The 26895-nt window shown below is 65.6% G+C and carries 29 protein-coding genes; 14 read left to right on the forward strand and 15 right to left on the reverse strand.

The features are described 5' to 3' along the window. The 5 genes from ACWIVK_RS06450 to fliP form a co-directional block, all read right to left on the reverse strand. Positions 1-569: FHIPEP family type III secretion protein (locus ACWIVK_RS06450; RefSeq protein ID WP_448575787.1), on the reverse strand; the 569-nt coding region annotated here is incomplete at its 3' end. A 19-nt stretch (positions 570-588) separates the two neighbouring features. Continuing rightward, entirely contained in the window at positions 589-1680 is a 1092-nt protein-coding gene (gene flhB, locus ACWIVK_RS06455) for a flagellar biosynthesis protein FlhB (protein WP_448575788.1), read from the reverse strand. 3 nt (positions 1681-1683) lie between these two features. Further along, complete coding sequence (fliR, locus tag ACWIVK_RS06460) at positions 1684-2466, reverse strand: flagellar biosynthetic protein FliR (RefSeq protein WP_448575789.1); 783 nt, start codon at positions 2464-2466, stop codon at positions 1684-1686. A gap of 9 nt (positions 2467-2475) precedes the next feature. Beyond that, on the reverse strand, positions 2476-2745 hold the full coding sequence (gene fliQ / locus ACWIVK_RS06465) for a flagellar biosynthesis protein FliQ (RefSeq protein ID WP_012642525.1): 270 nt from the start codon (positions 2743-2745) through the stop codon (positions 2476-2478). A 10-nt stretch (positions 2746-2755) separates the two neighbouring features. Further along, positions 2756-3475 carry a flagellar type III secretion system pore protein FliP gene (gene fliP, locus ACWIVK_RS06470; protein WP_448575898.1) on the reverse strand — a complete coding sequence of 240 codons (720 nt, stop codon included), beginning with the start codon at positions 3473-3475 and terminating at the stop codon, positions 2756-2758. A gap of 339 nt (positions 3476-3814) precedes the next feature. Between fliP and ACWIVK_RS06475 the strand changes: the two genes are divergently transcribed. The 7 genes from ACWIVK_RS06475 to ACWIVK_RS06505 are packed head-to-tail and all read left to right on the forward strand — an operon-like array spanning position 3815 to position 8202. Continuing rightward, positions 3815-4045: a flagellar FlbD family protein gene (locus tag ACWIVK_RS06475; RefSeq protein WP_448575791.1), complete on the forward strand. Its 231-nt coding sequence runs from the start codon at positions 3815-3817 to the stop codon at positions 4043-4045. A gap of 21 nt (positions 4046-4066) precedes the next feature. Next, positions 4067-4870 carry a flagellar motor protein gene (locus tag ACWIVK_RS06480; RefSeq protein ID WP_448575793.1) on the forward strand — a complete coding sequence of 268 codons (804 nt, stop codon included), beginning with the start codon at positions 4067-4069 and terminating at the stop codon, positions 4868-4870. Positions 4871-4876: 6 nt separating this feature from the next. After that, positions 4877-5590 carry a flagellar motor protein MotB gene (locus ACWIVK_RS06485; RefSeq protein WP_448575795.1) on the forward strand — a complete coding sequence of 238 codons (714 nt, stop codon included), beginning with the start codon at positions 4877-4879 and terminating at the stop codon, positions 5588-5590. Between the two features lie 15 nt (positions 5591-5605). Continuing rightward, positions 5606-6148 carry a flagellar basal body-associated FliL family protein gene (locus ACWIVK_RS06490; protein WP_448575797.1) on the forward strand — a complete coding sequence of 181 codons (543 nt, stop codon included), beginning with the start codon at positions 5606-5608 and terminating at the stop codon, positions 6146-6148. Positions 6149-6158: 10 nt separating this feature from the next. Then, complete coding sequence (locus ACWIVK_RS06495; RefSeq protein WP_448575798.1) at positions 6159-7163, forward strand: flagellar motor switch protein FliM; 1005 nt, start codon at positions 6159-6161, stop codon at positions 7161-7163. Further along, positions 7139-7525 carry a flagellar motor switch protein FliN gene (gene fliN, locus ACWIVK_RS06500; protein ID WP_448575800.1) on the forward strand — a complete coding sequence of 129 codons (387 nt, stop codon included), beginning with the start codon at positions 7139-7141 and terminating at the stop codon, positions 7523-7525. The genes ACWIVK_RS06495 and fliN overlap by 25 nt, the downstream gene beginning before the upstream one ends. Beyond that, entirely contained in the window at positions 7522-8202 is a 681-nt protein-coding gene (locus ACWIVK_RS06505) for a flagellar biosynthetic protein FliO (protein ID WP_448575801.1), read from the forward strand. The genes fliN and ACWIVK_RS06505 overlap by 4 nt, the downstream gene beginning before the upstream one ends. Positions 8203-8323: 121 nt before the next feature. Here ACWIVK_RS06505 and ACWIVK_RS06510 read toward each other — a convergent pair whose 3' ends face one another. The 6 genes from ACWIVK_RS06510 to ACWIVK_RS06535 all read right to left on the reverse strand — a co-directional run bounded on the left by ACWIVK_RS06510 (position 8324) and on the right by ACWIVK_RS06535 (position 15137). Then, positions 8324-9202, reverse strand: a complete 879-nt coding sequence (locus ACWIVK_RS06510) for an ABC transporter permease (RefSeq protein WP_448575803.1) — start codon at positions 9200-9202, stop codon at positions 8324-8326. Continuing rightward, positions 9180-10352 (reverse strand): ABC transporter permease, encoded by a 1173-nt coding sequence (locus tag ACWIVK_RS06515; RefSeq protein WP_448575804.1) that lies wholly within the window; start codon positions 10350-10352, stop codon positions 9180-9182. The genes ACWIVK_RS06510 and ACWIVK_RS06515 overlap by 23 nt, the downstream gene beginning before the upstream one ends. After that, on the reverse strand, positions 10349-11884 hold the full coding sequence (locus ACWIVK_RS06520) for an ABC transporter ATP-binding protein (RefSeq protein WP_448575805.1): 1536 nt from the start codon (positions 11882-11884) through the stop codon (positions 10349-10351). Before ACWIVK_RS06520 ends, ACWIVK_RS06515 begins: the two co-directional genes overlap by 4 nt. 110 nt (positions 11885-11994) lie before the next feature. Continuing rightward, positions 11995-13335, reverse strand: a complete 1341-nt coding sequence (locus ACWIVK_RS06525) for a BMP family ABC transporter substrate-binding protein (protein WP_448575806.1) — start codon at positions 13333-13335, stop codon at positions 11995-11997. 649 nt (positions 13336-13984) lie between these two features. Then, complete coding sequence (locus ACWIVK_RS06530; RefSeq protein WP_448575808.1) at positions 13985-14656, reverse strand: BON domain-containing protein; 672 nt, start codon at positions 14654-14656, stop codon at positions 13985-13987. A 31-nt stretch (positions 14657-14687) separates the two neighbouring features. After that, positions 14688-15137 carry an Hsp20/alpha crystallin family protein gene (locus ACWIVK_RS06535; RefSeq protein ID WP_448575810.1) on the reverse strand — a complete coding sequence of 150 codons (450 nt, stop codon included), beginning with the start codon at positions 15135-15137 and terminating at the stop codon, positions 14688-14690. Positions 15138-15533: 396 nt separating this feature from the next. On the opposite strand from ACWIVK_RS06535, the gene ACWIVK_RS06540 reads away from it, so the two are divergent. The 6 genes from ACWIVK_RS06540 (at position 15534) to ACWIVK_RS06565 (ending at position 21044) form a co-directional block, all read left to right on the forward strand. After that, positions 15534-15935, forward strand: a complete 402-nt coding sequence (locus tag ACWIVK_RS06540; protein ID WP_448575811.1) for a HEPN domain-containing protein — start codon at positions 15534-15536, stop codon at positions 15933-15935. Continuing rightward, a complete protein-coding gene (locus ACWIVK_RS06545; RefSeq protein ID WP_448575813.1) occupies positions 15901-16275 on the forward strand; it encodes a nucleotidyltransferase domain-containing protein in 375 nt (124 codons plus the stop codon). The genes ACWIVK_RS06540 and ACWIVK_RS06545 overlap by 35 nt, the downstream gene beginning before the upstream one ends. A gap of 39 nt (positions 16276-16314) precedes the next feature. Next, positions 16315-17832, forward strand: a complete 1518-nt coding sequence (locus ACWIVK_RS06550; RefSeq protein WP_448575814.1) for a YifB family Mg chelatase-like AAA ATPase — start codon at positions 16315-16317, stop codon at positions 17830-17832. A 345-nt stretch (positions 17833-18177) separates the two neighbouring features. Next, complete coding sequence (locus ACWIVK_RS06555) at positions 18178-18810, forward strand: nitroreductase family protein (RefSeq protein WP_448575816.1); 633 nt, start codon at positions 18178-18180, stop codon at positions 18808-18810. Positions 18811-18963: 153 nt separating this feature from the next. Beyond that, entirely contained in the window at positions 18964-19839 is an 876-nt protein-coding gene (locus ACWIVK_RS06560; protein WP_448575817.1) for an NAD(P)-dependent oxidoreductase, read from the forward strand. A 425-nt stretch (positions 19840-20264) separates the two neighbouring features. Next, on the forward strand, positions 20265-21044 hold the full coding sequence (locus ACWIVK_RS06565) for an SDR family NAD(P)-dependent oxidoreductase (protein ID WP_448575818.1): 780 nt from the start codon (positions 20265-20267) through the stop codon (positions 21042-21044). Positions 21045-21167: 123 nt separating this feature from the next. Here the strand turns inward: ACWIVK_RS06565 and ACWIVK_RS06570 are convergent, their stop codons facing one another. The 4 genes from ACWIVK_RS06570 to pdxH all read right to left on the reverse strand — a co-directional run bounded on the left by ACWIVK_RS06570 (position 21168) and on the right by pdxH (position 25208). Continuing rightward, entirely contained in the window at positions 21168-22529 is a 1362-nt protein-coding gene (locus ACWIVK_RS06570) for a serine hydrolase domain-containing protein (protein WP_448575820.1), read from the reverse strand. Positions 22530-23169: 640 nt separating this feature from the next. Continuing rightward, on the reverse strand, positions 23170-23739 hold the full coding sequence (locus tag ACWIVK_RS06575) for a cysteine hydrolase family protein (RefSeq protein WP_448575821.1): 570 nt from the start codon (positions 23737-23739) through the stop codon (positions 23170-23172). A gap of 392 nt (positions 23740-24131) precedes the next feature. Next, positions 24132-24551, reverse strand: coding sequence for an HIT family protein (locus tag ACWIVK_RS06580; protein ID WP_448575823.1), 420 nt, complete (start codon positions 24549-24551; stop codon positions 24132-24134). Between the two features lie 9 nt (positions 24552-24560). Beyond that, entirely contained in the window at positions 24561-25208 is a 648-nt protein-coding gene (pdxH, locus tag ACWIVK_RS06585) for a pyridoxamine 5'-phosphate oxidase (RefSeq protein WP_448575824.1), read from the reverse strand. Between the two features lie 255 nt (positions 25209-25463). Between pdxH and ACWIVK_RS06590 the strand changes: the two genes are divergently transcribed. Then, the gene (locus tag ACWIVK_RS06590) at positions 25464-26801 is read left to right on the forward strand and encodes an MFS transporter (RefSeq protein WP_448575825.1); all 1338 of its coding nucleotides are present in this window, start codon (positions 25464-25466) and stop codon (positions 26799-26801) included. The last annotated feature ends 94 nt before the right edge of the window (positions 26802-26895 follow it).

The following is a 26895-nucleotide window of genomic DNA, read 5'->3' on the forward strand; positions in this document are numbered from 1 at the left end:
CGAGCGATCTCCTGTCGCCGGCGTCGCGCCTCCTCCTCGGTGATGAGGCCGGCATTGAGGTCGGCATCGATCGACATCTGCTTGCCCGGCATCGCGTCCAACGTGAAGCGTGCGGCCACTTCGGCCACGCGCCCGGCCCCGTTGGTGATCACCACGAACTGGATCACCACCAGGATCACGAAGACGACGATCCCCACCACGTAATTGCCGCCCACCACGAAACGGCCGAACGCGTTGATCACCTCACCGGCGTTCCCCTGCAACAGGATCAGGCGCGTGGAGGTGATGTTGAGCGCCAGCCGGAAGAGCGTGGCGAGGAGGAGAACCGTCGGGAAAGCCGAGAACTGCAGCGGTTCCTTGATGTACAGCGAGACCAGGAGAATGGTCAGGGCCAGTGCGATGTTGGTCGTGATCAAGAGATCGAGGATGTGGGCGGGAACCGGCAAGATCATCAAAGCGACGATCGCCACGACGCCCGCGGCCAGGGCAACGTCGCTGTAGCGGACGAGTCGCCGGATGCCGCTCACCGGCTCGGCGCGATTGCCGCTGGCTGTCGGCGTGCTCGCCATCGTTTCTCCCTTCAGCTCGTCACGTGACGCCCGTCGGCGGCGTCTCGCTGCGGACCGGCGCGTTGGCCCGGCGCAGCCGGTAGACGTAGGCGATGATGTCGGCTACCGCTTCGTAGAGCGTGACCGGAATCTCCTGCCCCACTTCGACTGTCCGGTAGAGCGCTTGCGCCAGTGGCTGGTTGCGGAGGACCGGGATCGTGTGCTGGCGCGCGATCGCAGTGATCCGTTCGGCGACTGCCCCTGCCCCCTTGGCGACCACGACCGGCGCACGCATGCTCCCTGGCTCGTACCGCAAGGCGACCGCCAGGTGGGTCGGGTTGGTCACCACCACGGTCGCTTTGGGAACTTGAGCCATCATCCGGCGCATCGCCATCTGCCGCTGCAGGCGCCGGATCCGCGCCTTGATCTCGGGATCCCCCTCCGTTTGTCGGAGCTCCTCCTTGAGTTCGTGGCGGGTCATCCGCAAGCGCTGCTCCAGGTCCCAGCGCTGGAACGCGTAGTCCAGGATCGCCAGCGCCAGATAGGCTGCTCCGATCCGCAGCGCCAAGTCGCGCATGCTCTGCCCGATCACCTGCGCGATGGCCGCCGGTTCCGCGCCGGTCAGATCGGCGTAGCGCGGCAGATCCCGTTGGATGAGCGGATACGTCACCGCGAGCACGATGGCGATCTTGAGCAGCGCCTTGCCGGTCTCGAAGAGGCCTCGTCGGGAGAACAGCCGCTGGAAGCCGGCGATCGGATCGATCCGTCGCCAGTCCGGTTTGAGCACTGCTGGTGCGAAGACGAAGCCCGCTTGCACCAGCGTGCTGGCCACACCGACCGAGGCGAAGAGTCCGAGGATGGGGAGCGCGAGCTTCAGAATCGTCGCCCCGCTCGCCCAAGCCAGCGCGACGATGTCCGGTCCAGTGAGATCGCGCGGCAAGGGACCACTGAAAGCGCGTTCGAGATAGTCCCAGAGTGTCTGCCCCGCTGCACCGGCGTACCAGGGCAGGAAGAAGGCCCCAAACAAGACGACCAGCGCCGACGTCAGGTCCGCACTGCGCGGGACTTGCCCACGCTTGCGGGCCTCTTGGCGTCGGCGTGGTGTGGCGCGCTCGGTGCGCTCGCTCGCCATCCCTCACCTCGCGGCCCAGATCACGCGCGTCAGGACGTTCAGGAGACCATCGCTCGTGACGTGCACCAGGATCTGCAGGAGAAAGGGGAGAGAGAGCAACAGGACGAGAAAACCGAGCAGGATCTTGGCCGGAAGCCCGACGAAGAAGACGCTCATCTGGGGTACCATGCGGTTGAGCAGCCCCAGCCCGATATCCGCGACCAGGAGCGAGCCAGCGATCGGGAGCCCGATCCGGAGCGCATCGCTGAACATGGCTCCGGTCAGGGCGATGACCGCGCGCGGGGTATCGGCGTCCGGAGCAGCCATTCCCGGGGGCAGCAGGATCAGACTACGGGCGAGTGCTGCGACCAGCTGGTGGTGCCCATTCGTGCCGAACAGAACCAGTGCTGCCAACGCCAAGTAGAGCGTATTCAGGGCTGTGCCACTAGTTCCGAAGGCTGGGTTGAACGTCGCCGCCAATCCGAAGCCGAGTTGGTAGCCGATGAGCGAGGCCGCCATCTCCACCGCAGCGAACACGGCGGCCACCGCCAATCCCAGCGCCAGACCCGTCACCAACTCGCGTGCCAGGGCGACTGCGAAGACGGTCGGATCGCTGAGCCCGCTCGCATCGGTCGGGACGAAGGGGACCAGTGCCAGCGCCAGGACGACGGCCAGCGCGACGCGAGTGGGCAGGGGCACTGCTTGGCTTCCGAACCCTGGAAGCAGCGAGAGCACGAGCCCGACCCGGGTGACCACCAGGACGAACAGGGCGATGGAGCTCGGGATGAGCGGTGTAGTGACCTCCATGTACGATCCTCAGCGACGCAACGCCGGCAAGAGAAGGAACAGCTCGGTCGCCAGGGTCGCCAGCTGGCGACCCATCCACGATCCCGCGAAGAGCAGGATCAGGAAGGTAATGACGATCTTCGGGATGAAGACGAGCGTTTGCTCGTTCACCTGCGTGACCGCCTGGAGCACGCTCACCAGAAGCCCGACGACCAGGATGGTGAGCAGGATGGGGGCCGAAACCAACAGTGTCGTCGTGATCGCGGCCCGGGCCAGCTCGAGCAACAGCGCCTCGTTCATCCGCCGTCTCCTAACCAGTGCCGAAGCTGACGACCAGGGAGCGGACCAAAAGGTCCCAACCGTCCACCATGACGAAGAGCAACAGCTTGAACGGTAACGAGATGACGACCGGCGGGACCATGATCATCCCCATCGCCATCAGCGTGCTGGACACGATCAGATCGATGACCAGGAAGGGGATGAAGAGGACGAATCCCATCGTAAAGGCTGTCTTCAGCTCGCTCAGGATGAAGGCCGGGACCAGAACCCAGGTCGGGACGTCCTCCGGTGTCCGCGGGCGCGGCAAATTGCCGAGGCTCATGAACAGCGCGATGTCGCGCTCCCGCGTCTGTCGGAACATGAAGGTGCGCAGCGGCTGCAGCCCGCGCTCGAGCGCGGTCCGCTGGTCGATCTCGCCCCGGAGGTACGGCTGGAGCGCATCGCGGTTGACCGCTTGCCAAGTCGGGGCCATGACGAACACGGTCAGGAAGAGTGCCAGCCCGATCAGGACCTGGTTCGGCGGAAGCTGTGGGACGCCGATCGCCGAGCGGACGAAGGAGAGCACGATCACGATCCGCGTGAACGAGGTCATCACGATCAGGATCGTCGGCAGGAGACTGACCAGCGTCAGCAAGAAGACCAGTTCCAGTCCTGCCGCGACCGGATTGCTGGTGCCGCTTCCTCCTTGACTCTGCACCTGGATTTGGGTGGAGCCCATCGTTGCCTGGAAGGCGCAGGCGCTGCTCGCCATCGCTCCCAGCACGCCAGCGGCGAGCGCGCTCCACCGCAGTGGTCGCTTCGGCTCGCTCGCTCGCAAGTGCGCCTCGTCCCGCATGCCTCGCCCCACGCATCCCGTGTGAGCCGTTTCTACGCGCCCACCCTAGTTCATCCGCCGGACCATCTCCATCCGGAGCCTGTCGGGTTTTGTAGCGGGACGCTCGTCCTTTTCTCCTAGGGTGCGTGGGTCGGTGTTCGGATAGTGCCCAGGAACAGGGTGTCTAGGACTTTTTGGCTGGCGAGCACGCGAGCTCCTGCTGCCGAAATGCTCAGTGCGGCACCGCGCGAGCGTGGTGCCGAGTAGGGACAGGCCATGATCACGGTCACGCGGCTGGACGGAAGCCGGGTCGTCGTCAATGCCGAACTCATCGAAACCGTCGAGGCTGTGCCCGAGACGGTCATCGTTCTCGTGACCCGGCGTCGTCTCATGGTCCGCGAGCCGGTCGATGAGGTCATCGACCGCGTGCTGGCCTATCGGCGAGGACTCGGCGGGCAACCGGACGCGGTGCGTGGCCTACTCTCTCGCGGTGAGCACGACGATTGAGGGACAGGAGGAGCAGCCAGGATGGATCTCGCCACCATACTGGGGATCGTGCTCGGGTTCGCAGCGCTGCTCGTCGCTTTCGTCATGGAGGGAGGGCACCTGACCTCCCTCCTCGGGATCACGGCCTTCATGATCGTCTTTGGCGGGACGTTCGGTGCGACGCTTACGAGTTATGGACTCAATGACATGCTCGGCCTGCCCAAGCTCATCATGAAGGCGATCAAGACCCCGCCTGACCGTCGCGCTGTCCTCGTCGAAGAGATCGTCAAGCTGGCCGAGATCGCCCGCCGCGATGGCCTTCTCGCCCTCGAGAACCACCCGATCGAAGATCCTTTCCTGAAGAAGGGGATCATGCTGGTCGTCGATGGCACCGATGCTGAGCTGACGGAGCAGATCCTCTGGGCTGATGTCGAAGCGATGGAGCAGCGTCACGCCCGCGGGTACAGCATCTTCCAGACGATGGGCGGTTTCGCACCCACCATGGGGATCATCGGAACAGTCATGGGGCTGGTCCATGTCCTGAGTTCATTGGATGACCCGAGTTCACTCGGTCCAGCCATCGCTGTCGCCTTCCTGGCCACGCTCTACGGCGTGGCATCAGCAAATGTCCTTTGGTTGCCGATCCATAACAAGCTCAAGCTCCGCAGTAAGGAGGAAGTTGCCGAACGGCAGCTCATCATCGAGGGGATCCTGGGCATCCAGGCCGGCGAGAACCCGCGCATGCTCCGCGAAAAGCTCCTCGTGCACCTTCCACCGCAGGCGCGCGCGAGCGAGCCGAAGGCCGCTCCCGCCGGTGCTCGGGCGATGGCGCCGGGTGGGGAGTGATCGGCCATGGCACGACGCCAGCGGCATCATGAAGGCGAGCACGAGAACTTGGAACGCTGGCTCATCACCTATGCCGATCTCATCACGCTGCTACTGGTCTTCTTCGTTGTCATGTACTCGATTTCGCAGGCCGACTTGGCCAAGTTTCGCCAGGTGGCGAGTTCCTTGCGGGCTGCCTTCAATCTGGATGTGCTCACCGCTCCGCCGCCTGGCCAGTCGGTGGTCACGCCTCTCGAGCGGGATCCCCGTTTCAATGCCTACCTGAGTGTGCGCGCGCAAGTGGCTTCCCTCTTCACTCGGCTCGGTCTCGACCGGCAGGGTGCTGAGGTCGAGCTGACGAGCGAGGGGATCGTCATCCATCTCTCCGATGCGATCCTTTTTCCACCCGGTCAAGCTGAGCTCCGTCCCGAGGCCCAGCGCGTGTTGGACGGGATCGCGGCCATCATCGAGCCTTTGCCCAACCCGATCCGCGTCGAGGGGCATACGGACAGTACCCCACCTCCACCCGGCTCGTACCCCGACAATTGGGAGCTTTCGGCTATGCGTGCCGTCAACACGGTGCGGTATCTCACCGATGTGGCTGGCTTGCCGCCCCAACGCCTCAGTGCCGCTGGCTATGGAGAGTTTCGGCCTCGGGCCTCCAACGAAACGGTGGAAGGGCGACGCAAGAACCGGCGAGTCGATATCGTGATCGTCCAGCCGACACTCGGCGGCCCGTGATCGAGGGAGACGGGGATGATCAAGCGGTTACTCAAGAAACGACTTCTGCTGCTCGTGATTCCGCTTGTTCTGGTGGTCGCTGGTGCCGGTTTCTTTCTCCTCGGTGGTGCTGGGGCAGCACCCTTCGTCCTGAACATCACCATCAACCAGTCCGGGGACGGAGGAAAGTCGGCGGCACCGGCCGAGCATCACCTCACCGTCTCGCTCGGCGAGCGGATCGTCAATCTGGCGGATCCCGGTGGCTATCGCTATCTCAAGACGGAAATCGTCGTCGAAGTCGCTGTCGACCAGAAAACCTACGAGCGTCTCACCGCCGCAGGCGGGGGCGGTGGGCATGGTGGCGGGGGGAAAACCGATCCGCTGCGTGCTGAACTCGAACACTCCTGGCCCAAGATCCAGGACACGCTGACCATGGTGCTCACGTCCAAGACGGTCGACGAACTCGCGACACCGGACGGCAAAGAACACCTCAAGGCCGAACTCCGCGAGAAGCTCCAGCCTGCTTTCGGTGACTACAAAGTCACCGAGGTCTATCTCACGCAGTTCGTGATCCAGTGAGGAGGCTCGCATGTCGCTCAGTCGCACCCGACCGACGACACGAGCCGCTCGCCGCGAGCGTGGTAAGCCGATCCCCTACGATTTCCGTCGTCCGGATAAGTTCTCCAAAGACCATATCCGCTCGATCCAGAGCATTCACGAGGCCTTCGACCGTTTCGCCTCCAACTATCTCTCTGCTCAAGTCCGCTCGGCAGTTCACTGCGAACTGGGGCAGATCGAGCAGACGACGCTCGGCGATTACCTGGATCGCCTGCCTTCGCAGGTCGTCCTCTGCCTGGCCGAGCTCGAGCCGCTGGTCGGCCGCATCATTTTCGAAATCGATTTCGCGACCGCTTCGCGTCTCGTCGACCGCATGCTCGGCGGCGTTGGCGAAGAGCGCCCACCGTTCACGGCGACGACGATCACCGAGATCGAGCTGCTGCTCCTCCGGGAACTCGGGAACGGCCTCTTCGGTGAGTTGGCTGGCGCCTGGGAACAGGTCATCCGTCTCCATCCTCAGCCGTGCGAGGTCGTCCTCTCCGGTCAGCAGATCCAGGGACTGATGCCGAGCGAGATCGTTCTGCTCGTCCAGCACCAGGTACGCTTGTTCGAGAGCGAAGGAACCTTCACGGTCGTCCTGCCCGCCTCGACCCTCGAGCCGGTCTTGCCCCGTCTCAATGCGCGGGTCCTCTTCGCCAATCCCCGGCGCGCGACCTCTCCTCAGGTGATCGCCGATCTCACTGCGCAACTGGAGGAAGTCCTGCTCCAGGTACGGGTGGAACTCGGTCGCGCTCGCCTTACCGTGCAGGAACTGCTGGCGCTGGAGCCTGGCGACGTCCTCGTACTCGACCAGGACGTCTCGTTTCCCCTCGCCGTCTTCGTCGAGAACGAACCGTGTTTTTATGCGTTCCCCGGTCAGCGCGGGCGCTCTCTCGCGATTCGCATCGCTGGGACGCTCACCGAAGAATGGCCACGCGACGAGGAGCTCGATCAGGAAGGAGGCACTGCCCTATGGCCGACCGTGACGACACCCTGAACCGCGGCCAGGAGCCGAGCTCTGTTCGACCCCCAGAAACTCCGGTCCAGGAAGCTCGCTTCGTCGACCTGCGCGACCAGCCGATCGGCAACGGTCGCCAGAGCATCGATTTCTTGCGCGACGTCGAAGTCGAGCTGACTGCCGAACTCGGTTCGGCCCGCATGCGCATCAAGCACATCCTCGGTCTGCGCCCCGGTTCGGTCGTGGAACTCGATCGCCTCGCGGGTGAGCCGGTCGAGCTGACCATCAACAAGACGCTGATCGCCCGCGGCGAGGTCGTGGTCGTCGACGAAAAGTTCGCCGTCCGCATCACCGAGATCGTCTCGCCCGAGAAGCGGCTGGCGGAGGGTGGCGGCACGTGACGCCCCGTCTGCCTCGTCCCTCCCGTCTCCCTCGCCAGTGGGCCGTCCTCGCGTTCGTCTTCGTACTCGCTCTCCTCGCCGGTATGAGTTGGTCAGTCAGCCGTTCACCGAGCCCGGCCCCACCGGCCCCTACTGCTCCTGCCGGCGAGTTCCTCGCTCGCGGGTATGCGGAGCTGGCCCAGCAGCCAACTGATGTCTCACCCGGCTCCTCGCTCTGGGATCTCTTCGCAGCGATGCTCGTCCCGACCGTGATCGTCGTCGTCGCTGCCTATGCCACGATCCGCATCCTCCGCTCGCTCAACCGCCGGGTCGCCGCGAGCGTCTCGCAGTCCCAGCTCTTGGAACTGGTGGAGACGCTGTCGCTAGCGGGGAGCGGGGTGATCCATATCGTCCGGGTAGGTGAGCGCTATCTCCTGGTCGGGGCTGGTCAGGCCGGCCTCTCGCTCCTCGGGGAGCTGCGACCGGACGAGATCGCGCTCCTGCGCGAACAGCGCGCGACTTCGCCGCTCGCCCAAGCCGTGGTTCCGCCTTTCCGCGATCTCCTGCAGTCTCGGCTACCGCGGTCGTGGCGCGTCCTGGAATCGACACCCGAGGAGACGAGGTCCGTATCCCCCGGACTGGAGCCGGTCCAGCGCTTCGGCTTCGTCCCCGAGTCAGCTGACTCGGCAAAGCAGTGATGGGCAAGAGGCAGAGGACGTACTGGCCACTGGTTGGCCCGACTCCCTCGGAACTCGTCGCTGCGACGCGACGGGGCGGGCGATTCAGGCGCCCGCCCCGCTCCCGCCGAGGCCGCTCTGGTCAGCCCTGACGCTCGTACGCGATCCCCAGCGCCTCCGGCTTGGTCGCGCCCCAACGCAGCCGGAACCAGCGAGTGGAGAGCAGGATGAAGACGATGATCGTGATGAGGAACGGCATCGCTCGCCAGATGTAGCGCGAGAAGATATTCGGGAACAGGAGTTCCGGATAGAGCGAAAGCTGCCAGAGAATCCCGAAGAAAATCGCGCCGACGACGACCAGGAACGGGTTCCAGAGCGAGAAGAAGACCAACGCCAGCGCGATGAATCCCCAACCCTGCAAATAGTTGTAGCTCCACACCGGATTGTAGACGAGCGAGTAGACGGCACCCCCCAGCCCGACCAGCATACCGGCCAGAACGGCTGCCAAATAGCGCATCCCCGTAACGGAGATGCCCGAGGCCTCCGCGACGGAGGGGTTTTCGCCGACCGAGCGGAGCTTGAGCCCGAGGTGCGTCTTGAAGAGGAGGAACCAGATGGCGACCGCCAGCACCAGCGCCACGACGAAGAACGTGGGAAGCCCGCCGAGCGTCGGGAACGGTTTCAGCCCCAGCGGCCCGGTGTAGGGATACCCGATGTAGGTCGTGAGCCCGAAGCCGAGAATCCAGATCGCCATTCCATTGACGACTTGGTTGCTCCCCAGGGTGATGGAAAAGAAGCCGTGCAGGAGCCCGACCAGCGCACCAGTCAGGATGGCGATCGTGAACCCTTGGAGGTAGCTCCCGCTCGTTTTGGCAACGATGAAGCCGAAGGTCCCACTGAGAAGCATCACTCCCTCGAGGCCCACGTTCAGGATTCCTGCCCGCTGCTCGAGTAGTTCCCCGAGCGCCGCGATGGCGAAGACAGCCGCTGCTGCGAGACTAATGACGAGGAGACTCGACACGGCTCTCGCCCCTCTCCAGCCCCACCTGCCGAGCTGGCGCGGTCACCGCCCGCTCGATCCGCACCGAATACTGCGCCAACGCCTGGAAGGCGACCATCATGATCATCAAAACGCCGAGCAGCGCGTAATCGATCCCGAAGGCCAAGCGGAGCTTCCCCTGCATGAAACGCGCTCCGCCCGAAACGCCGCCGAACAGGATCGCCACCGGAATGGCCGCGATCGGGTTATTGCGCGCGATCAATCCAGTGATCAAGCCGTAGAAGCTGAAATCGGCGAACTCGCCGTAATTCTTGGGAATCTTGTAGACCCCCCGCACACCAGTAAAGTAATGGAGACCCGCGAGCCCAGCGAACATCCCGCCCAAGGCGAAGACGAGGGTGCTGATCCGAGTCGCGTCGATCCCCCCGTGCTCGGCTGCCCGGGGGCTTTCCCCGAACGTCCTGATGCGATAGCCCAACGTCGTCTTGGCCAGGAACCAGGTCAAAACGAGCGCGAGGAGCACCGCCGCATAGACGGTCAACGGCAGCCCCAATATCTGGGGAATGCGGATCGCAGTGGGCAACGTGAACCCCTCGCCTTCCGCTGTTCGACCCATGAAGGGGCCACCTTCGCGGATCATGTGGGCGACGATCCAGAGCATGGCCCAGTTGAGCATCATCGTCGTGACGATCTCGTTCACTTGGAGACGTCCGCGCAGGAATCCCGCGATCGCTCCGTACAGCGCGCTCGCGATCAGACCCGCGACGACCATCAGCGGGATGACGATCGCACCGTTGAGCTGGACGTTCACCGATGCTTTGGCACCGAAGGCGTAGGCGACCCCAAAGGCGGCGAGCGTCGCGGCATACAACTGCCCGGGCATCCCGATGTTCCAGAGACCGGCCCGCAGCGGCACGATCAATGCGAAGGCGGCCAGCAGGACGAACGTCGCCCGGTTGATCGTCTGTGGCAAACCGAAGGAACTCACGAACGCGTAGGCGATGATCTCCCGATAGACCTCGAGCGGGTCAGCTCCCACCCGAAGGAAGGCAAAGCCGACCAGGAAGAGGGAGACGAGGATCGCGAGAATCGAGGCCACGACCGTGTGCCACCAGCGCAGGTCAGCGCGTCGCTCGATCCGTATCGCGTAGTTTCCGATGACTGCCCTCATACGCGCTCCCGTCGCAGTCCAGCCATCAGCTCACCGACGAGTTCCTTGGTGGCCTCGCGCGCTGGCACGATGCCGGTGAACTGTCCCTCGTAGATGGCCGCGATCCGGTCGCTGAGCGCCAGGATCTCGTCCAAGTCTTCCGAGATCAACAGGATCGCCATTCCTTCCCGCTTGGCGTCCAGCAGGCGTTGCTGGACGAACTCGGCGGCTCCCACATCCAGCCCGTGTGTCGGCAGGCACGCGATGAGAAAACGCGGTCGGCGCGAGAGAACTCGCCCCAGGATCACCTTCTGCAGGTTTCCACCAGAGAGGGAGCGAGCCGGCGCATCCGGTCCAGCTGCGACCACGCTGTATTCCCGGAGAATCTGCTCTGTCAGAGCGCGAGCTCGACCAGTCGCGAGCACGCCCCACTGCGAGAACTCTGGCTCGAAGTGGTAATTGAGCAGCACGTTGTCCACTAACGAGAAGTTGGGGATCGATCCGACGTCGCGCCGCTCGGTGGGAATGTAACCCAGTCCGTTCCGCCAGCGCTCGAGCACCGACGCTCGCGTGATGTCTCGCCCACCCAGCATGATCGAGCCTCGCTCGACGGGCCGTAAGCCAGCTAACGCTTCCGCCAGCGGCTCTTGGCCGTTTCCCGCCACGCCGGCGAGGCCGAAGATCTCGCCCGCACGGATTTCGAAGGAGAGCCCCTGCACGGCGAAGAGGCCACGGTCGTCGCGTACCCACAGATCCTGCACCTGCACGACCGGCTCACCGAGAGGTACGTCGACCCGCTCCAGCTGGAGCATGACCTCGCGCCCCACCATCGCCGAAGCCAGCGTTTGCTCGGTCGCGTGGCGCGTCTCCATCTCCGCCACGACGCGGCCGCGGCGCAAAATGGTGACCCGGTCACAGTACTCCAGCACGACTGGGAGCTTGTGCGTGATGAAGGGGATGACGGCCAGGTCTTCCTTGGCCATCTTGGTGAGCGATTCCAGTAGCTTGACGATCTCCGGTGGAGAGAGCACGGAGGTCGGCTCGTCCAAGATCAAAATGCGAGCACCCTGATAGAGTTCTTTCAGGATCTCGACGATCTGTTTCTCACCCTCCGAAAGCTGCCAGACCTTGGCATGCAGCGGGATGCGGAAACCGTAGCGCTCGCAGAGGGCCTGCACGTCACGCTCGGCCTCTTTCAGGTTCAGGATCGGTCGCGTCTTGGGGTGACCCAGCACGATGTTTTCCAACGCGGTGTGCGCCGGGATCAGCTTCCGTTCCTGGTGGACCATTCCGATGCCGTGGCGGAGCGCATCGCGCGGGCTGCGGAAGTGGACACGCTGCCCGTTCAGGTAGATTTCTCCCTCGTCCGGCTGGAGTTCCCCGAAGAGGATCCGCATGAGCGTCGTCTTGCCGGCGCCGTTCTCGCCGAGAATGGCGTGGAGTTCGCCAGCCCGGATGGTGAGGTCGATGTGATCGTTGGCGACCACCGTCCCGAAGCGCTTGGTGATCCCGCGCGCTTCCAACACGATGCGCCCAGCTCCGTCTCCACCCATCGTCGCTCCCATGCTTCAGGACCGTATGCACAGGTGACGGGCGAGGGTCGCCCCAGCGCACACGCGCCATCCGACTCTCGCCCGTCCACGCATCCTTCCGTCTCTCGCTCTCAAGGCAGGATGTTGACGCCGTCCAGATCGAAGTTGATCTTCTGCAGCAGGAACTCGTCCGTCGGCTTCTCTCCCGCCTTCTTGACGACCGTCCCCTTCGGCGGAATGGGGAGTCCCTCGACTTCCAGCCCCGTCCCGTTGCTCACCAGTGCGTGCTCCGTGAAGGGGTCGAACGTTCCCTTGCGCATTCCCTCGCGCCGCTCCGCGACGAGATCGATGATCTCCTTCGGCAGCAATTCCCGAGCCTTCGGGCTGATCGCATCGATACCGACCTTGCAGTCGTTCATGATGTCGGTCGTCGTGACCTCGGTCCCGTCGGCCAGCGTGATCGACGACTCCATCCCCGGGAAGATGATTTCCGGTGGCTTCTCTCCCTTCAGGAAGGCCTGGATGATTTTATCGTAAACGACCTCCCACCGGGTATCGAAGGAAATAGCCACCGTGTCGGTGGTCGCCCACTTGTAGAAGCAGACGGTGTCCATGTCCTTGCCGACGAACCAGAGCCCGCGTGCCTTGCACACATCCAGCGTCGAGCCCGAGTCGGTCTGCTGGGTGAGCACGTCGCAGTTGTACTGCGTGGCCAACGTTTCGGCGACGGCTCGCTCTTCGGCCGGCAGGTACCAGTCGCCGACGTATTTGATGTGAACCTTGACGTCCTTGTTCAGCTTCTCGGCAGCTTCTTGCACGCCGAGCACGAAGCCGGCTTGCCGCCGCAGCACCTGGAGGTTCGGATAGGCGGAGACGATCCCGACGTTCCCCGTCTTGGTCAGTGCGGCTGCGATCAGTCCCTCGAGGTAGAGCGACTGGTACTGCCGCGGGAAGATGCGGATGAAGTTGGGCCGCGTGGTCAGGTCGCTGGTCGTCACCGCGACGAAGATCTTGTCGGGGTACTTGTCGACGATATCCAGCAGCGGCATCCCGATGAACTCGGCATTGCCGACGATGATGTCGGCATTCTCCTTGGCGATCATCTCCTCGGCGAAGGGAACCGTCTGGTCAGGACCCACCTGCTCGCGGTAAATATATTTCAGGTTCGGATACTTCTCAGCCAGTCGCTTCCCTGCTCGGTCATGGGCCCCAGACCAGGTAGTTCCTTCGATCACGCTGAAGTGCAGGATCGCCAACGTGACCGGCTTGGCTGCCGGTGTTTGCGCTGCTTCGGGCGTCTGCGCTGCAGCCGGTGTCTGTGCCGGAGCGGGAGCTGGCGTCGGCGTGGCCTGACCACCGCCGCAGGCGGCGAGGAGCGCGCTCACTGCTGGCACCGCCAGCCCGGCTGCCACACCCCGCAAAACAGCGCGTCGTGAAAGTGTCCGCCCGAACATCCGAGCCTCGTCAGCCATCGGATCTCCTCCTCTTTCGCAACACTGTTCTCGATCGTCTACCTCTCCCGGTGTCTCCCGATTGCGCCCTCGCGCGAACTCGATCTCGACGAGCATGCTCACTCTACCCGGCCCGCTCGCTTCTCGCCCCCTTTCCGTCATGCCGCTCGAGCTCTGCGTCTCGCCGCAATACGCGTAACCAAAAAAGAAAATACCACACGCTCCGCAGCCTGTGCGTCGCGCGACATCGTCATCTCAGTTTTCAGTGGCTTGCCGGTTCGCTTCGCCTTCGCCGTTCAGCCCGACCGTTCCCGGAAGCCACATCAGTAGCGTACGCGTGAGCAGCCCGCTCGTCAAGAGTCGGTCTGGTCCAGACTGCCTGATTGCCTGTGGACGCGATCGAGCAGCGCGCCTCGTGCGTGACCGTTCCGGTGCTCGAGTAAGGTCGCGCGAGCGCTTTCGTCCTCGTGTCGGAACCCCTCTCGGCCGATTCCCGCCGGCTGTCGGAGAAACTGGCCGGAACTGTCCGAGCAGGCGACGTCCCCCGAAGTCTGCTGCGACTCGCCTCACGAACCGGAGAGCCGACGGCGTGCGCGCGATCGCACTGTCTTGCTCGGAAAGGACGAGCCCCGGGGCTGACCCCGGGGCTCGCGTCTTCGCTGGACCGGCTTCACGGTACTTGGACGCGGATCAAGTTGGTCACTTTGGTGACGCCCGGTGCGCGCCAGGCTGCTTCCTCGGCCTCCTTGCGCTCGGCCCAGGAGCGCACTGTCCCGGAGAGGATCACGTGTCCACCCTCTTCGACGCGCACTTGGACGTTCTCGGCATCGATCTCGGCATGGCGGACGAAGGCTTGCTCGATCTGCCGCTTGATGTCCTCCGGCGCGACCGTCGGCTGCCGCACCGTGATCAGGTTGATCACCGACTTCACGCCGGTGATGCGCCGCGCCGTCTCCTCTGCCTCGCGTCGCTGGTAGTGCCAGTCGACCTCGCCCTCCAGCGTTACCCGGCCTTCCTCGACCCGGATCTTGATCCGCTCGTGCGGAATCGCCGGGTTCTCTTCCAGCGCGGTCGCCACCGCCCGGGCGATGTCCTCGTCCGTCCGCACGCCCAGACCACGCGGCACCACTTCGATATGGTTGACGACTGCCCGCACTCCCTCGACCCGCAGGGCGGCACGCTCGGCAGCCCACTTCTTCAAGAAGCTGTCGACCGTTCCGGTCAGCGTGACTACGCCGTCATGGACGGTCACGCCGACGTCCTTGGCATCGACCTCTGGGTCCCAATCGAGCTCGTCCAGGACGTCCTGATGGATTTCCTCGTCGGTCCGCACCCGTGCCATCGTTCCTCCCTCCCTTCCGCTGCCCCGGAACTCACCGCGCCACCTGGATCGGGATCCGCTTGACGCGCGCTTCCTCAGCCTTCGGGAAGGTCAGCGTGATGATCCCGTTCTCGACCGTCGCCTTGGCGCCCTCGATGTCGACCGGCACCGGCAGCGTGATGCTCTCAGCGAACTCGCCGCTCGCGATCTCCCGCCGGTACCAGGTCGCTTGCTTCGCTTCCTCCTCGCTCAACCGATAACCGTACTGCCCGCGGATCGTCACTACGTTCTGCTCGACCGTGACCTCCAGGTCCTCCGGCCTCGCTCCGGGTACCGCCAAGCGGATGACCAGCGCGTCACCGGTCTCGTAGACATCGGTCGCTGGCCGCCAGGCAACCAGTCGTGCCCGCACGAGCGGTCGCTCGAAGACTTCCGACATCAACCGGTTCATCTCGGTCAGCATCCGCTCCGCCTCCGCAACGGGATTCCACCGCTCCAACATCGCCGTCCCTCCTTTCCGTACCCGACGAGTCATTCGATCGCCTCGTCGTTTCCTCGTTCATGTATAGCGCAATGATACGACTCATGTCAAGGGCTCGGACACGATTCGTAACGGATTTGTAACGGCCCCTGCCCCCCGTCTGCGCGCCTCGGCAGCACCTCCAGTGCCGCGTGCGGACAGTCAGCGACGCATTCCCGCGATTTCCCCGCTCGCGCTGTGATATCGATCCCTTTGTATCACATGCGGACTCGCCGAGCCAAGCGTCGTCCCAACCCGCTGCGTCGCTCGGTCACGTTTCCCACTCCACGCTCGTGTCCGCGGCCACGGCAACGCTGTCCGGGTGCGGCGTGTCGGATCGGTCGACCACTCTGCTATCCTCAACGCTGGAGGATGCGCGTGGAACGGAGTCGCGACTGGCTGGAGCAGGCCGAGGGCGATCTCGTGCTGGCCCGCTACGCTTTTGCTGGCGGTTTCTTCGACTGGACAGTCTTCGCAGCCCAGCAAGCAGACGAGAAAGCGGCCAAGGCTGCGCTCCAACGACTCGGGGCCGAAGCCTGGGGCCATGCGGTAGCCGGGCTGCTCCGGGCGCTGGCCGAGCGCTTGCCGGTTCCCGACGAGCTCATCGCTACCGCGCTCGAACGCGACAAGGGATACATCGCGGCTCGCTGTCCCGATGCGCATCCAGCAGGCGCTCCCCGCATCCTCTACACGCGAGTGGAAGCGGAAAGGGCCCTCGCCCATGCCGAACGAATCCTCGACTTCTGTGCGCGTCTCGTGGCCCAACCTGGCGCTCCCTGAGCTCGTGGCCCAGCTCGATCAGGCTGCCCGCGCGCTGGTACAGGAGTTGCCACTGCGCCGGCTCGCCCTCTTCGGATCCTGGGCTCAGGGTCGCGCCACTGCGGCCAGCGATGTCGACGTCCTCGTCATCTACGCTGACCCGCCGCGCGCCGACGCCTTCGCGATCGCCTGGCGCATGCTCACTGCCGCCGGTCTGCCGCGCGTCGAACCACACGTCTACACCGAGTCCGAGGCGGCGCAGCTCGCTCCCACCCTCGCGACCATGACGCGCCAGGCCATCGTCGTCTATCCACCCCCGTCTGACCGTCCTTCTCCAGTGGCCGACCAGCCAGTAGAATGAGCGTCGTGTCGGCCCGTGTCCGGAACGAGAGGAGTTCGCGTGCTCGCGTGCGTCCACAGTTCGGCAGTCGTCGGTCTGGAAGGAGTGCTGGTCGAAGTCGAAGTCGACATCGGGCCGGGCAATCCCGGCTTGACCATCGTCGGCCTACCGGACGCCGCTGTCCAGGAGGCGCGCGAGCGCGTCCGCGCGGCGATCCGCAACAGCGGAGCACGCTTTCCGCTGAGCGGTCGCATCACCGTCAATCTCGCTCCGGCCGACATCCGCAAGGAGGGGCCAGCGTACGACCTTCCCATCGCGCTCGGTATCTTGCTGGCGAGCGGCCAGGTCAGTGCCGATCTCACCGATACAGTCGTACTGGGCGAGCTCTCGCTCGACGGGACGGTGCGCCATACCGCTGGCATCTTGCCGATGGTCGGTGTTGCCCGCGAGCACGGGCTGCGTCGTGCCATCGTCCCCGCCGAGGACGCAGCCGAGGCCGCGCTGGTCGAGGGGATCGAAGTGATCCCCGTCCACAGCTTGAGCGAGCTCGTCGCCCATCTCGATGGCCAGGCACTGATCGCCCCGCTCCCGCCGACGCCGATCGAGCTGGGTGACGAGCCGGTGAGCGGGATCGATTTCGCCGAGATCAAAGGGCAAGAGCACGTCAAGCGCGGCCTCGAACTGGCGGCCGCTGGCGGGCATAACGTGATCGCTGTCGGTCCACCCGGTGCCGGCAAGACGCTCTTGGCTCGTGCCTTGCCGACCATCCTGCCGCCGCTCACCCGCGAGGAGGCGCTCGAGGTCACCCGGATCTACTCGGTCGCCGGACTGCTCCCCAGCGGATCACCGCTCATCCGGCACCGACCGTTCCGCGCGCCGCACCATACCATCAGCTTCGCTGGCATGATCGGTGGTGGTGCCTGGCCCCGGCCCGGCGAGGTGACGTTGGCGCATCGTGGGGTCCTCTTCCTCGACGAGTTGCCCGAGTTCAGTCCGCGGGTCCTCGAGGTGCTCCGCCAGCCGCTCGAGGACCGCCTCGTCACCATCTCGCGCGCCAGCGGCGCCGTCACTTTCCCGGCCTCGTTCTTGCTCGTCGCCGCCATGAATCCCTGCCCCTGCGGCTACCACGGTGACCCGGTTCGCGCCTGCCGGTGCAGCCCGCACGAGGTCGCGCGCTACCAGAAGCGGATCTCTGGTCCCCTGCTCGACCGCATCGATATTCACCTGTCTGTCCCGCGCGTCGAGTTCGACAAGCTAGCCGACCACCGGACCGGCGAGCCTTCCGCGGCGGTCCGGGCTCGCGTCGAAGCTGCCCGCGCCGTGCAACAACGCCGCTTCGGCGATCCACGGCGACTCAACAGCGAGATGACACCGGCCGAGATCCGCCGCTATTGCCGGTTGGACGAGGCAGGCGAGCGCTTGCTCCGCACGGCGGTCGAGCGGCTGGGGCTCTCGGCGCGCGGCTATCACCGCGTCCTCAAGCTGGCGCGGACGATCGCTGACCTGGCTGGCGCGGAGCGGATCGCCGCTGTTCACGTCGCCGAGGCGCTCCAGTACCGGCCGCAGGAGGTCGGCTGATCGCCTGGTCGCAGGACGTTGGCTCCTGGCTCGCACCAGCTCGTCAGCGCGGTTGGCGTCGACCCGTTGAGCGAGGTGTGCGAATCCGGCGAGGAGCGACCGCTCCACTTTCTATGGCTCGCCAGCCTGCTCTTGGTTTCCATGCACCCCACGACCGCCGCACGATGGCAGAGCGGCTGATCCTTTCCGATGGATGGCACGAGGGATCCCGCCAGGGAAGCACTCGTTGATCCCCCGACCGTGTTGGTAGGGTCTCCCGGGCGGCACTGCTGGCCAGCGATGCGGCGATCGACTACCCTCGTTCTGGATGATCGTCCGCTGGCTCGAGCTGACGAGGAGGTGTGCGTGTCCGAGACGACGATCCAGGTTGCTGAAGCGGTCCTCGCGGCGATCCGCACTCGACGCAGCGTCAAGCAGGTGCGGCCCGATCCGGTGCCGCGCCAGCTGATCGAACAGCTGCTCGAGGCGGCTGTCTGGGCACCCAATCACCACCTTACGCAACCCTGGCGCTTCTTCGTCCTCACCGGTGAAGCTCGGGTCGCCCTGGGTGAGGTACTGGCCCGCGATCCAGCTCTCACCCCAGCCAAGCGGGAGGCGATCCGCCAGAAGCCCCTCCGTGCACCGGTGCTCATCGGGGTCGCCGTCGAGCCCGATCCCGCTCGCCCCCTGCTGGACGAGTTGGCAGCCGGTGCGGCAGCGATCCAGAACATGCTGCTGGCTGCCCATGCCCTCGGACTCGGTGCCATCTGGCGGACCGGCCGGGCGATCGAGGATCCGGCAGTGAAGGAGTTCCTCGGTCTCTCGGAGCGCGCCGTTCTGCTGGGTTTCGTCTATGTCGGCTACCCGGCTGCTCTGCCGGCCCCACCTGCACGACGTCCGGCGAGCGCGTGCACCGAGTGGATCGATGCCGAGCGGGCCACTGCCGCCCGCGATCGCCTCCTCGCGGCGCCGGCGCACCAGCCCGCGCGAGACGACTGACGACGACAGCGAGAAGCGACGCGCGACCCGGTCTGCGCTGCATACCGTTTCTCCCGATTTCCACCCGTGTTCCCCATCTGCTCTCGCCGACCGGTGCCCGGCCGGGTACGCTACCACCAGGTGAGCGAGTCGATCCGGCGAGGAGGTCGTGCGATGGACATCGGTTTCGTCGGGCTGGGCAACATGGGGCGCGGCATGGTCGAGTCATTGTTGCGGGCAGGCCACCGTGTCGTCGTCTGGAACCGTACGTCGGAGCGCGCGGACGAGTTGGTCGCACGTGGTGCCGAGCGTGCTGCCACCCCCTTCGAGGCTGCGGAAGTGGGTGTCGTCTTCACCATGCTGGCCGACGATGCCGCCACCGAGGCAGTCGTCGCCGGACCGCACGGCATCCTGGCCGGACTCCCGCGCGACGGCATCCATGTCGCATCCAGCACGCTCAGCGTCCGCTATTCGGCTGAGCTGGCCGAGCGACACCGCACGCGTGGGCAGCACTATGTCGCTGCCCCCGTCTTCGGTCGCCCCGATGCTGCCGCGCAGGGCGCGCTCCGGCTGGTGATCGCCGGCCAGCCCGGGGCGATCGCGCGCCTGCAGCCAGCCTTCGCCGCGCTCGGTTCCCAGCAGTTCGTCATCGGCGAACGGCCGGAGCAGGCGCATGCCGTCAAGATCGCCGGCAATTTCCTCATCCTTTCGCTCGTCGAGCTCCTGAGCGAGGCCTTCGTGCTAGCCGACAAGGCGGGCGTGTCCCGCGAGCGCTTCTTCGAGGTCGCCAGCGCCGTCTTCTCCTCGCCGCTCGTCGATCGCTACGGTCGCGCGTTGCTCGAGCAGCGCTTCCAACCACCCGGCTTTCGCCTGATGCTCGGGCTCAAGGACATCCGCTTGGCGCTGGAGTTGGCCGAGGCGACGCACACCCCGTTGCCGATCGCCGACCTCGTCCGTCAGCATGCGCTGGAGGCGATGGCGCGCGGCCAGGCGGAACTCGACTTCGCCTCGCTCCTGCGCGTCGTGGAAGCGCACGCTGGGTTGCATTGACCCGGGGAGCGCGCGGGCGGACGCGGAGCTTCTCCAGCCAGGTCGAGCTGCTCGTGCCCGCAGCACCGGTGAGCGGTCACTGGCCACACGCGCTGGTAACCGGCTCGCCGGTGAGCTGCTCTCGCCCGGAGAGTGTCTCTCCGCTGGCTCGTGTCGTCGGGGCGGTCGAACGAGACGAGGGCCCCGACGATCCTCGGATCGGGTTTCCTACTCCTCTCGCGAGTTTCGGATTCCCGGCCTCGAATCGTCGGGGCCTCGTAGATCAGGATACGCATTCACCGCTCCGGTGCAAGAGAGGCACGTTACAAAAACGCAACAATTTCGCTTCCCGCGCTCGGCTGGTCGCCCGCTACCAGGTGTCTTGCACGCTCGTCGCCTCCTCGGTCACACTGTCGCTCGGTCGAGGGATGATCGGGAGGCAGAGAATGAAGAGCGAACGCGTTCTGCTCGAGTGCCGGCTCGACGGCAAGGTCGCGCTCGTCACCGGGGCGTCGTCCGGCCTCGGTTACACCTGTGCGGTCGCGCTCGCCGAAGCGGGTGCCGATGTCGCGGTGGCGAGCCGCTCGCTCGATCGCCTGCAGGAGGTCTGCCGAGCGATCGAAGAGCGTGGCCGTCGCGCCTTCCCCATCGCGGTCGACGTGCGCGACGTCGGCCAGATCCGCGCGATGGCCGAACGCGTGCACAGTGTCTTCGGCCGGATCGATATCCTGGTCAACAGCGCCGGTCTCAACATCCCGCAGCCAGCGCTCGAGGTGACCGAGGAGAACTGGGACACGATCCTCGATACCAATGCCAAGGGGCTTTTCTTCGCCTGCCAAGCTGTCGGTCGCTACATGGTGGCCCAGCGGTACGGGCGCATCGTCAATCTGGGCTCCACCATGGGGTTGGTCGGCATGGCCGACCGCGCGGCCTACTGCGCCAGCAAGGGAGCGGTCACCCAGCTCACCAAAGTCCTCGCCATCGAGTGGGCACCGTACAACGTGACGGTCAACGCCGTCGCGCCGACTTTCGTCGAAACGCCGCTCACGCGTCCCTACTTCGAGCGGATTCCTGGCTTCCGCGAGGAAGTGCTGCGGCGCATCCCGCTCGGTCGGCTCGGCCTGCCTGAGGAAGTGGCTGCGGCGGTCGTTTTCCTCGCATCCGACGCTGCGGCCATGATCACCGGTGTCACCCTGCCGGTAGATGGTGGCTGGACGGCTTGGTGAGAGAAAGATTGCCCGCCGCGTCGACAAGCGTCCCGATCGCACTGCCTTGCCCGAGTCGGTGCGCCTGACGCGTGAGGCTCCACCGCTCGTTCCCCGCATCGCTCGTCGGGAGCGCGCGGTGCGTCAGTGCTCCACGAGCGCGTCTCGTTCGGCCAAACGACCGAAGGCCCGGATCCAGCGAGGGTGCTCGCTCTCGCCGTCGAAGACGAAGTCCACGCGGTTGGGAACAGCCCGTACCGGTCCGGTCGCGAAGACGCGCTCGCCGATCGGCCGGAGAAAGAGTGGCGGGAGCGGGCGTTCACGCGCCTCGCGGCTCAGCCCGCGCGTTTGGACCGCCTCCAGCCACAGACCACCCGTCACTGCTCGGACCGTCAAACGGGCCAACGGATACGTGTAGGTGCCCGCATACCGTTGGAGCACTCGCTCGGGCAACGTGCACAGGCGGGGTGCCGGTGGCCGGATGCCGAACCGTTCTGCCAAGAGCCAGGTTTCCACGTCGAGGTAAGCCGCACTCCCCTGCTCATGATTGGTCAGGCTGGCGATCGCGACCCGCTGCTCGGGCAACAGCACGAGGTGGGCTTGATATCCGTTCGTCGAACCCCCGTGCCCGACAGCCCGCACGGAGCCGATCGACCAGATGGCCCAGCCCAGACCGTACCAGTCGGCCCAGTTCGCTGCTGCCACCTGCGGTGCCTGCATCATGGTGATGCTTTCCGAGGAGATCGGCGGCGCTGCCACCTGACGCAAACCGAGGTGGAAGGCTGCGAAGTCGAGCAGGTCATCGATCGTCGCCCAAATGCCGCCAGCCGGATGGACGCTGCGTGGCAGCGCGAAGTCGCGGACCACACGAACGTGCCCCCGCTCGTCCGTCCGGTGCCCCACCGCGAACGGGTACCCCAGGACGTCCTGCACGAGGAAGCAGCTGCGTTCCAGACCGAGCGGTTCGAAGATGAACTCGCGCATCGCCGTCTCGAACGAGCGACCGGTCGCCACCTCGATCAAGCGCCCGGCGAGCGAGAAACCACTGTTGCAATAGCTCCAGTACTGACCCGGCGGATGGATCTGCCGGGCGCTCGCCAGCCCAGCCACGTAGCGTGCCAGGGCATCGTCGCCGTACCCGTAGTCGTCGAAGCGATCCCCTTCGATCCCGCTCGTGTGGGTGAGCAGATGCCTCAGCGTGATCGCGTGCTGCGCTTCCCGATCAGCGAGTTCCAGGTCCGGCAGCATGCGCGCTACCGGGGTATCGAGCGCCAGTTTCCCCTCTTCGACCAGGCGCATCGCCAGCGTCGCGAGGTAGACCTTGCTGATCGAGCCGATCTGGAACAGCGTGTCGCGTCGCACAGGACAACCGGTTTCCAGGCTGGCGATCCCGTGTGTCACCACCTCGCGCCCGTCCGCTGTCAGGATCCCGATCACCATGCCAGGAACTCCCGTGCTGGCGCAGGCGCGCTCGATCACCTCCCGAAGATCGCTCGTCGCTCCCATCGGCTGTTCCTCCCTCGCTCGCTTCCCCGGTCAGCTTCGCGCTCGGCCGTGCTTCTGGCAAGGCCCCTCGCTCCTGACACAGCGCTGCACTCGGACCGGTCGAGAGCGATCGATCAGCGACGCTCGGCCGTGCCCGTAGTCGAGCAGCCTGTGCAGCACCGACCGGGGCAGTCGCCCGATGGCCCCGCGAATAGTTGCTCGCGAGCCCATCGGATGGTTCGGGCACTGGCTGCCTCCAAAACGGAGGTGAGCAGGCTGTAACCACTGTCGAGAGCAGGCGTGGGCTTCGCGCAGGAGGAGAGACGATCTTCTCGGCGATCGAGCGTGCGCACAGTGCTTCTGCCACCCGCCGGCCGGAACCTGCGCGCTGCCGCGAGCGATCGGTGGCCCCTCGATCCCGCGCTGCGAGCGTCCTGGCTGGATCACCTGCCCCGGAGAGCGGTGAGCGAAGCACGAGGCATCGATTCCCGGCGAGCAGCAGGCCGACCAGCGGAGATCGCTCGCTGCGTCACCACCGCGGACTACCGCGGGGGCGCCGGTGCGAGTGCAACGGTGGACTTCATCCTCATCGACCGGTCTGCGGGCATCGGCTCGGATGAGGGAATGCCTCGGCGCTGGGCCTGCGGATGCCTCCCGCGGGTCAGGCCGTGGTGGCAGCCGTCTGGGGCTCCCGCTCCCACTCGCGTGCCAGTTCCTCGCTCGTCGTGATGCGTGCACCGTAGACTCGCCGCAGGTAGGCGATACCCTCGCGATGCTCTTCTTCCGTGAAGGCGTTGACGCAGTCCTCCGGTACGACGATCTTGTAGCCGTGCGTGAAGGCATCAGCTGCCGTGTGGCGGCAGCAGATGTTCGTGTGCAATCCGGTGATGACGACCGCGTCCACACCGAGCGAGCGCAGCAAGAGGTCGAGCCCAGTCTCGTAAAATGCGCTGTAGGTGCGCTTTTCCAACACGGTGTCGCCGGGCTGCGGAGCCAACTCGGGGATCGTTTCCGCTTCCTTCGTCCCTTTCATCGCATGTGGACCCCAGACGGCCATTTCGGGGTCGCTCGGCAGGTGCGCGTCACCGATGTAGACGACCGGAACGCCAGAAGCTCGTGCCCGCTCGAGCAAACGCCGGATCGGCTCGATCACGCTCCGGACCCGCTCGTTGCCCAGCTTGCCGGTGACGAAGTCGTTCAGCATATCGATCACGAGCACGGCTGCCTTCATCGTGTCCTCCCTCCTGATCGGACGACTCTCCTGTGTTCTTGATGCCCTGCTCGCTGCTGTTCTGTCAAGATCTTGCCTGCCACGCATCGATGGGCACGATACCGACTGAGCAGCGCGCTGGCCAGCAGAGCGCACGATGATCGTTCGACTGGACCAGGCGCGTCTCCGAGAAGCAGCGAGCGCTCCCGGTCGTGCCCCCTGCAACGACCCGGTCATCGCCGATCGAATGCTGCGGTCCGTGCCTCCGCCGGCGAGCGTGACTGTTCCTGAGTACCCGAGCACGTTTCCCTGCCAGCCGAATGCGCAGAAGAGTCACCGTTGCGGTGCCGGATAAGGCAGTGTTCAGCGGTCGGTCACGCGCTCCCTGACCCGACTAGGCACAGCCTTGCGCCTCAGACGTGCTGCAAGGTGGTACGGAGACGAGCAGCGGTCTCCTCCATCGCCGACTCGCTCGGGTACCGTCGGCGCGGCCAAAAGAATCCACGCAGCCCGTCCCCGCGACGGCGAGGGACGACATGGATGTGCAGGTGCGGGACACTCTGGCTGACCCGATTGTTGATCCCGATGAACGTCCCCTCCGCTTCCAGCGCCAGAGGTATCGCGCGTGCTAGCCGTTGGACGAGCCCGAAGAGCGGTTCGAGCAGATCGCCAGGAAGCTCGGCGAGCGTCGGCACGTGCTCTCGAGGAATCACCAACGTGTGCCCGTAAAACAGTGGCCGGTGATCGAGGAACGCCATGACTCGTTCGTCCTCATACACCCGTGCCGCCGCCAGTTCTCCAGCCACGATCCGGCAGAACGAGCAGCCTTCCATGCCCTCACCTCACGGCTGCAACCGGGTGATCACCCAGTTGCCGTCGGCCCCACGTTCGTAGCGGAACCGGTCGTGCAACCGGTCCGGGCGTCCCTGCCAGAACTCGTACGCGTCCGGCACCACGCGATAGCCGCCCCAGTAGGCTGGTCGGGGAACAGGCCCCGAGCCGAAACGCTCGGCGAACTCCGCATGCCGTCGCTCCAGTTCTTCCCGCGATTCGATCGGCTCGCTTTGCCGCGATGCCCAGGCACTGATCTGGCTCCCCACCGGGCGCGTCGCGAAATAGGCGTCCGCTTCCGCGCTCGTGACCAGCTCGACCCGACCCTCGATCCGCACTTGCCGCTCCAACGGTTCCCAGTAAAAGAGCAAGGCGGCCCGGGGGTTTTGGGCCAGCTCGCGACCTTTCCGGCTCTCCAAATTGGTGTAGAAGACGAACCCCCGCTCGTCGACTCCTCGTAAGAGGACCATCCGTACGGAGGGATGACCATCCCTGGTCGCGGTCGCGACCGCCATCGCGTTCGGGTAGCGAAGGCCGCTCCCCTGCGCCTCCTGGTACCAGCGCAGGAACTGCTCCAAGGGATCGTCCGCCAGGTCTCGGCGCCGGAGTGGGCGGTTCGAGTATTCCCACCGTTGCAGCAGATCGGGCATCGTACGCACAGCTCTGGCCTCCTCATCACTCGCCTTACAGCATACCGACTTCCCGCTCTGTTGATCGGGTTCCTGCTCGCGAGAGACAGCCAGAGCCGCGAGGGGAGCCGCCTCCTGGTGCCCGGCCGATTCTCCCTGCGCGACCGCAGGACGACCGCCGTAGCTCGGCTGGCCGCACCCTCTTTCCTCGCACTCGCCCAGTGGGCGAACGTGCGATAGGATGGGCGCGGGATCGGTGCGTGAAAGGAGACCTTCTTCCGGACCATGAGCGGCCAAGACCCGGGTGGACGGCCCATTTCCGCTCTCGAGCCGACGGTCTCCCGTCCGCGGCTCTCCGAGCGGCGGCGTCTCCAGCAGAGCTTCTTCTTCGGCGTGGCCAATGGCGGCTTGCTCTTGCTCGGCGATGCGCTCATCCACCCCGTTTTGGTCCTCACCGTCTTCGTCTCCCAGTTGACCGAGAGCGGCCTCCTCGTGGGACTCGTTCCAGCGATGAGCGTCAGCCTCTGGTTCCTACCGCAGGCGGTCGCCGCCGCGTTCGTCGAAGGTCGTCGCCGCCAGCTCCCCTGGGCGACCTGGGGAGGAATCGTGCGTGCCCTGGCCATCGGCATCCTGGCCGCGGTCGTGCTCGCTGGTGGTATCAGGTCGGGCCCGACGCTGCTCACCGTGTTCTTCGTCTGCTATGCGGTCTACAACCTCGCTGCCGGTTTCGCCTTCGTTCCCTTGGTGGAACTCACCGCTCGCGCTGTACCGCCTGATCGACGCGGCTTCTTCTTCAGCCAGCGCAATCTGTGGGGTGCGGTGCTCTCGCTCGCCGCCGGGTTCGCTGTCCAACGGGCACTGGTGTTCGGCGAGGCGGGTTTTGCTGTCCTCTTTACTGCCTCGTTCGCGGCGCTTTCTCTCGCGGCCTACACCACGCTCTGGATCGTCGAGCGTCCCGTTCCGCCCCGGCTGCGTTCCTTCGCCTCCTGGTTGGCTGAACTGCCGCGCCTCCTCGCGCGCCGGCCAGTTCGTCGTTTTCTCATCTTTCGTTCCCTTCTCGCCCTGTCCACGGTCGCCGACCCATTCTTCGTCGTCTACGCGCAGCGTGCGCTCGGCCTTCCCGCCGAAACGGTCGGCTTCTATCTCGCCCTTTCCGCACTCGCCCGGATCCTCGCCAACCCGCTCTGGGGTTGGGTTGTCCAGCGCTGGGGCAACCGTCAACTCCTCCAGCTAGCGACCTTGGTGCGCCTCCTCATGCCGCTCGTCGCGCTGGGGATTCGACCGATCCTCGACTGGGAGCGCCTCGTACCGCGCCTCCAGGATCCCCAGCGGGTCGTCCTCGTCGCCTTCGCCGTCGTCTTCGTCGCTTATGGCGTGACGCTCTCAGCGCAGATGTTGGCCAACTTCACGGCGGTACTCGAACTGGCGCGTCCCGATGAGCGCCCGACACTCGTCGGCGTCACCAATACGATTCTCGGCGTCGTTGCCCTCGTGCCGATGCTCGGTGGCCTGGTCGTCGATCGCTTCGGCTACTCCGCGGTCTTCGCGATCGCGCTCGCGCTCTCCTTGCTCGCGCTGCTGACCAGTGGCCTCTTGCCAGCCTCTCGTCGCGTGCCGGTGTGAGCACCGCTGCCGCTGGGGGTGCCCCGCGACGAGCGGTCCTCTCTCGCCATGCTGGACGTGTCCTGCTGCGGTAGAATGGGCCTGTGGAACGTGC

Source organism: Thermomicrobium sp., from assembly GCF_053493975.1.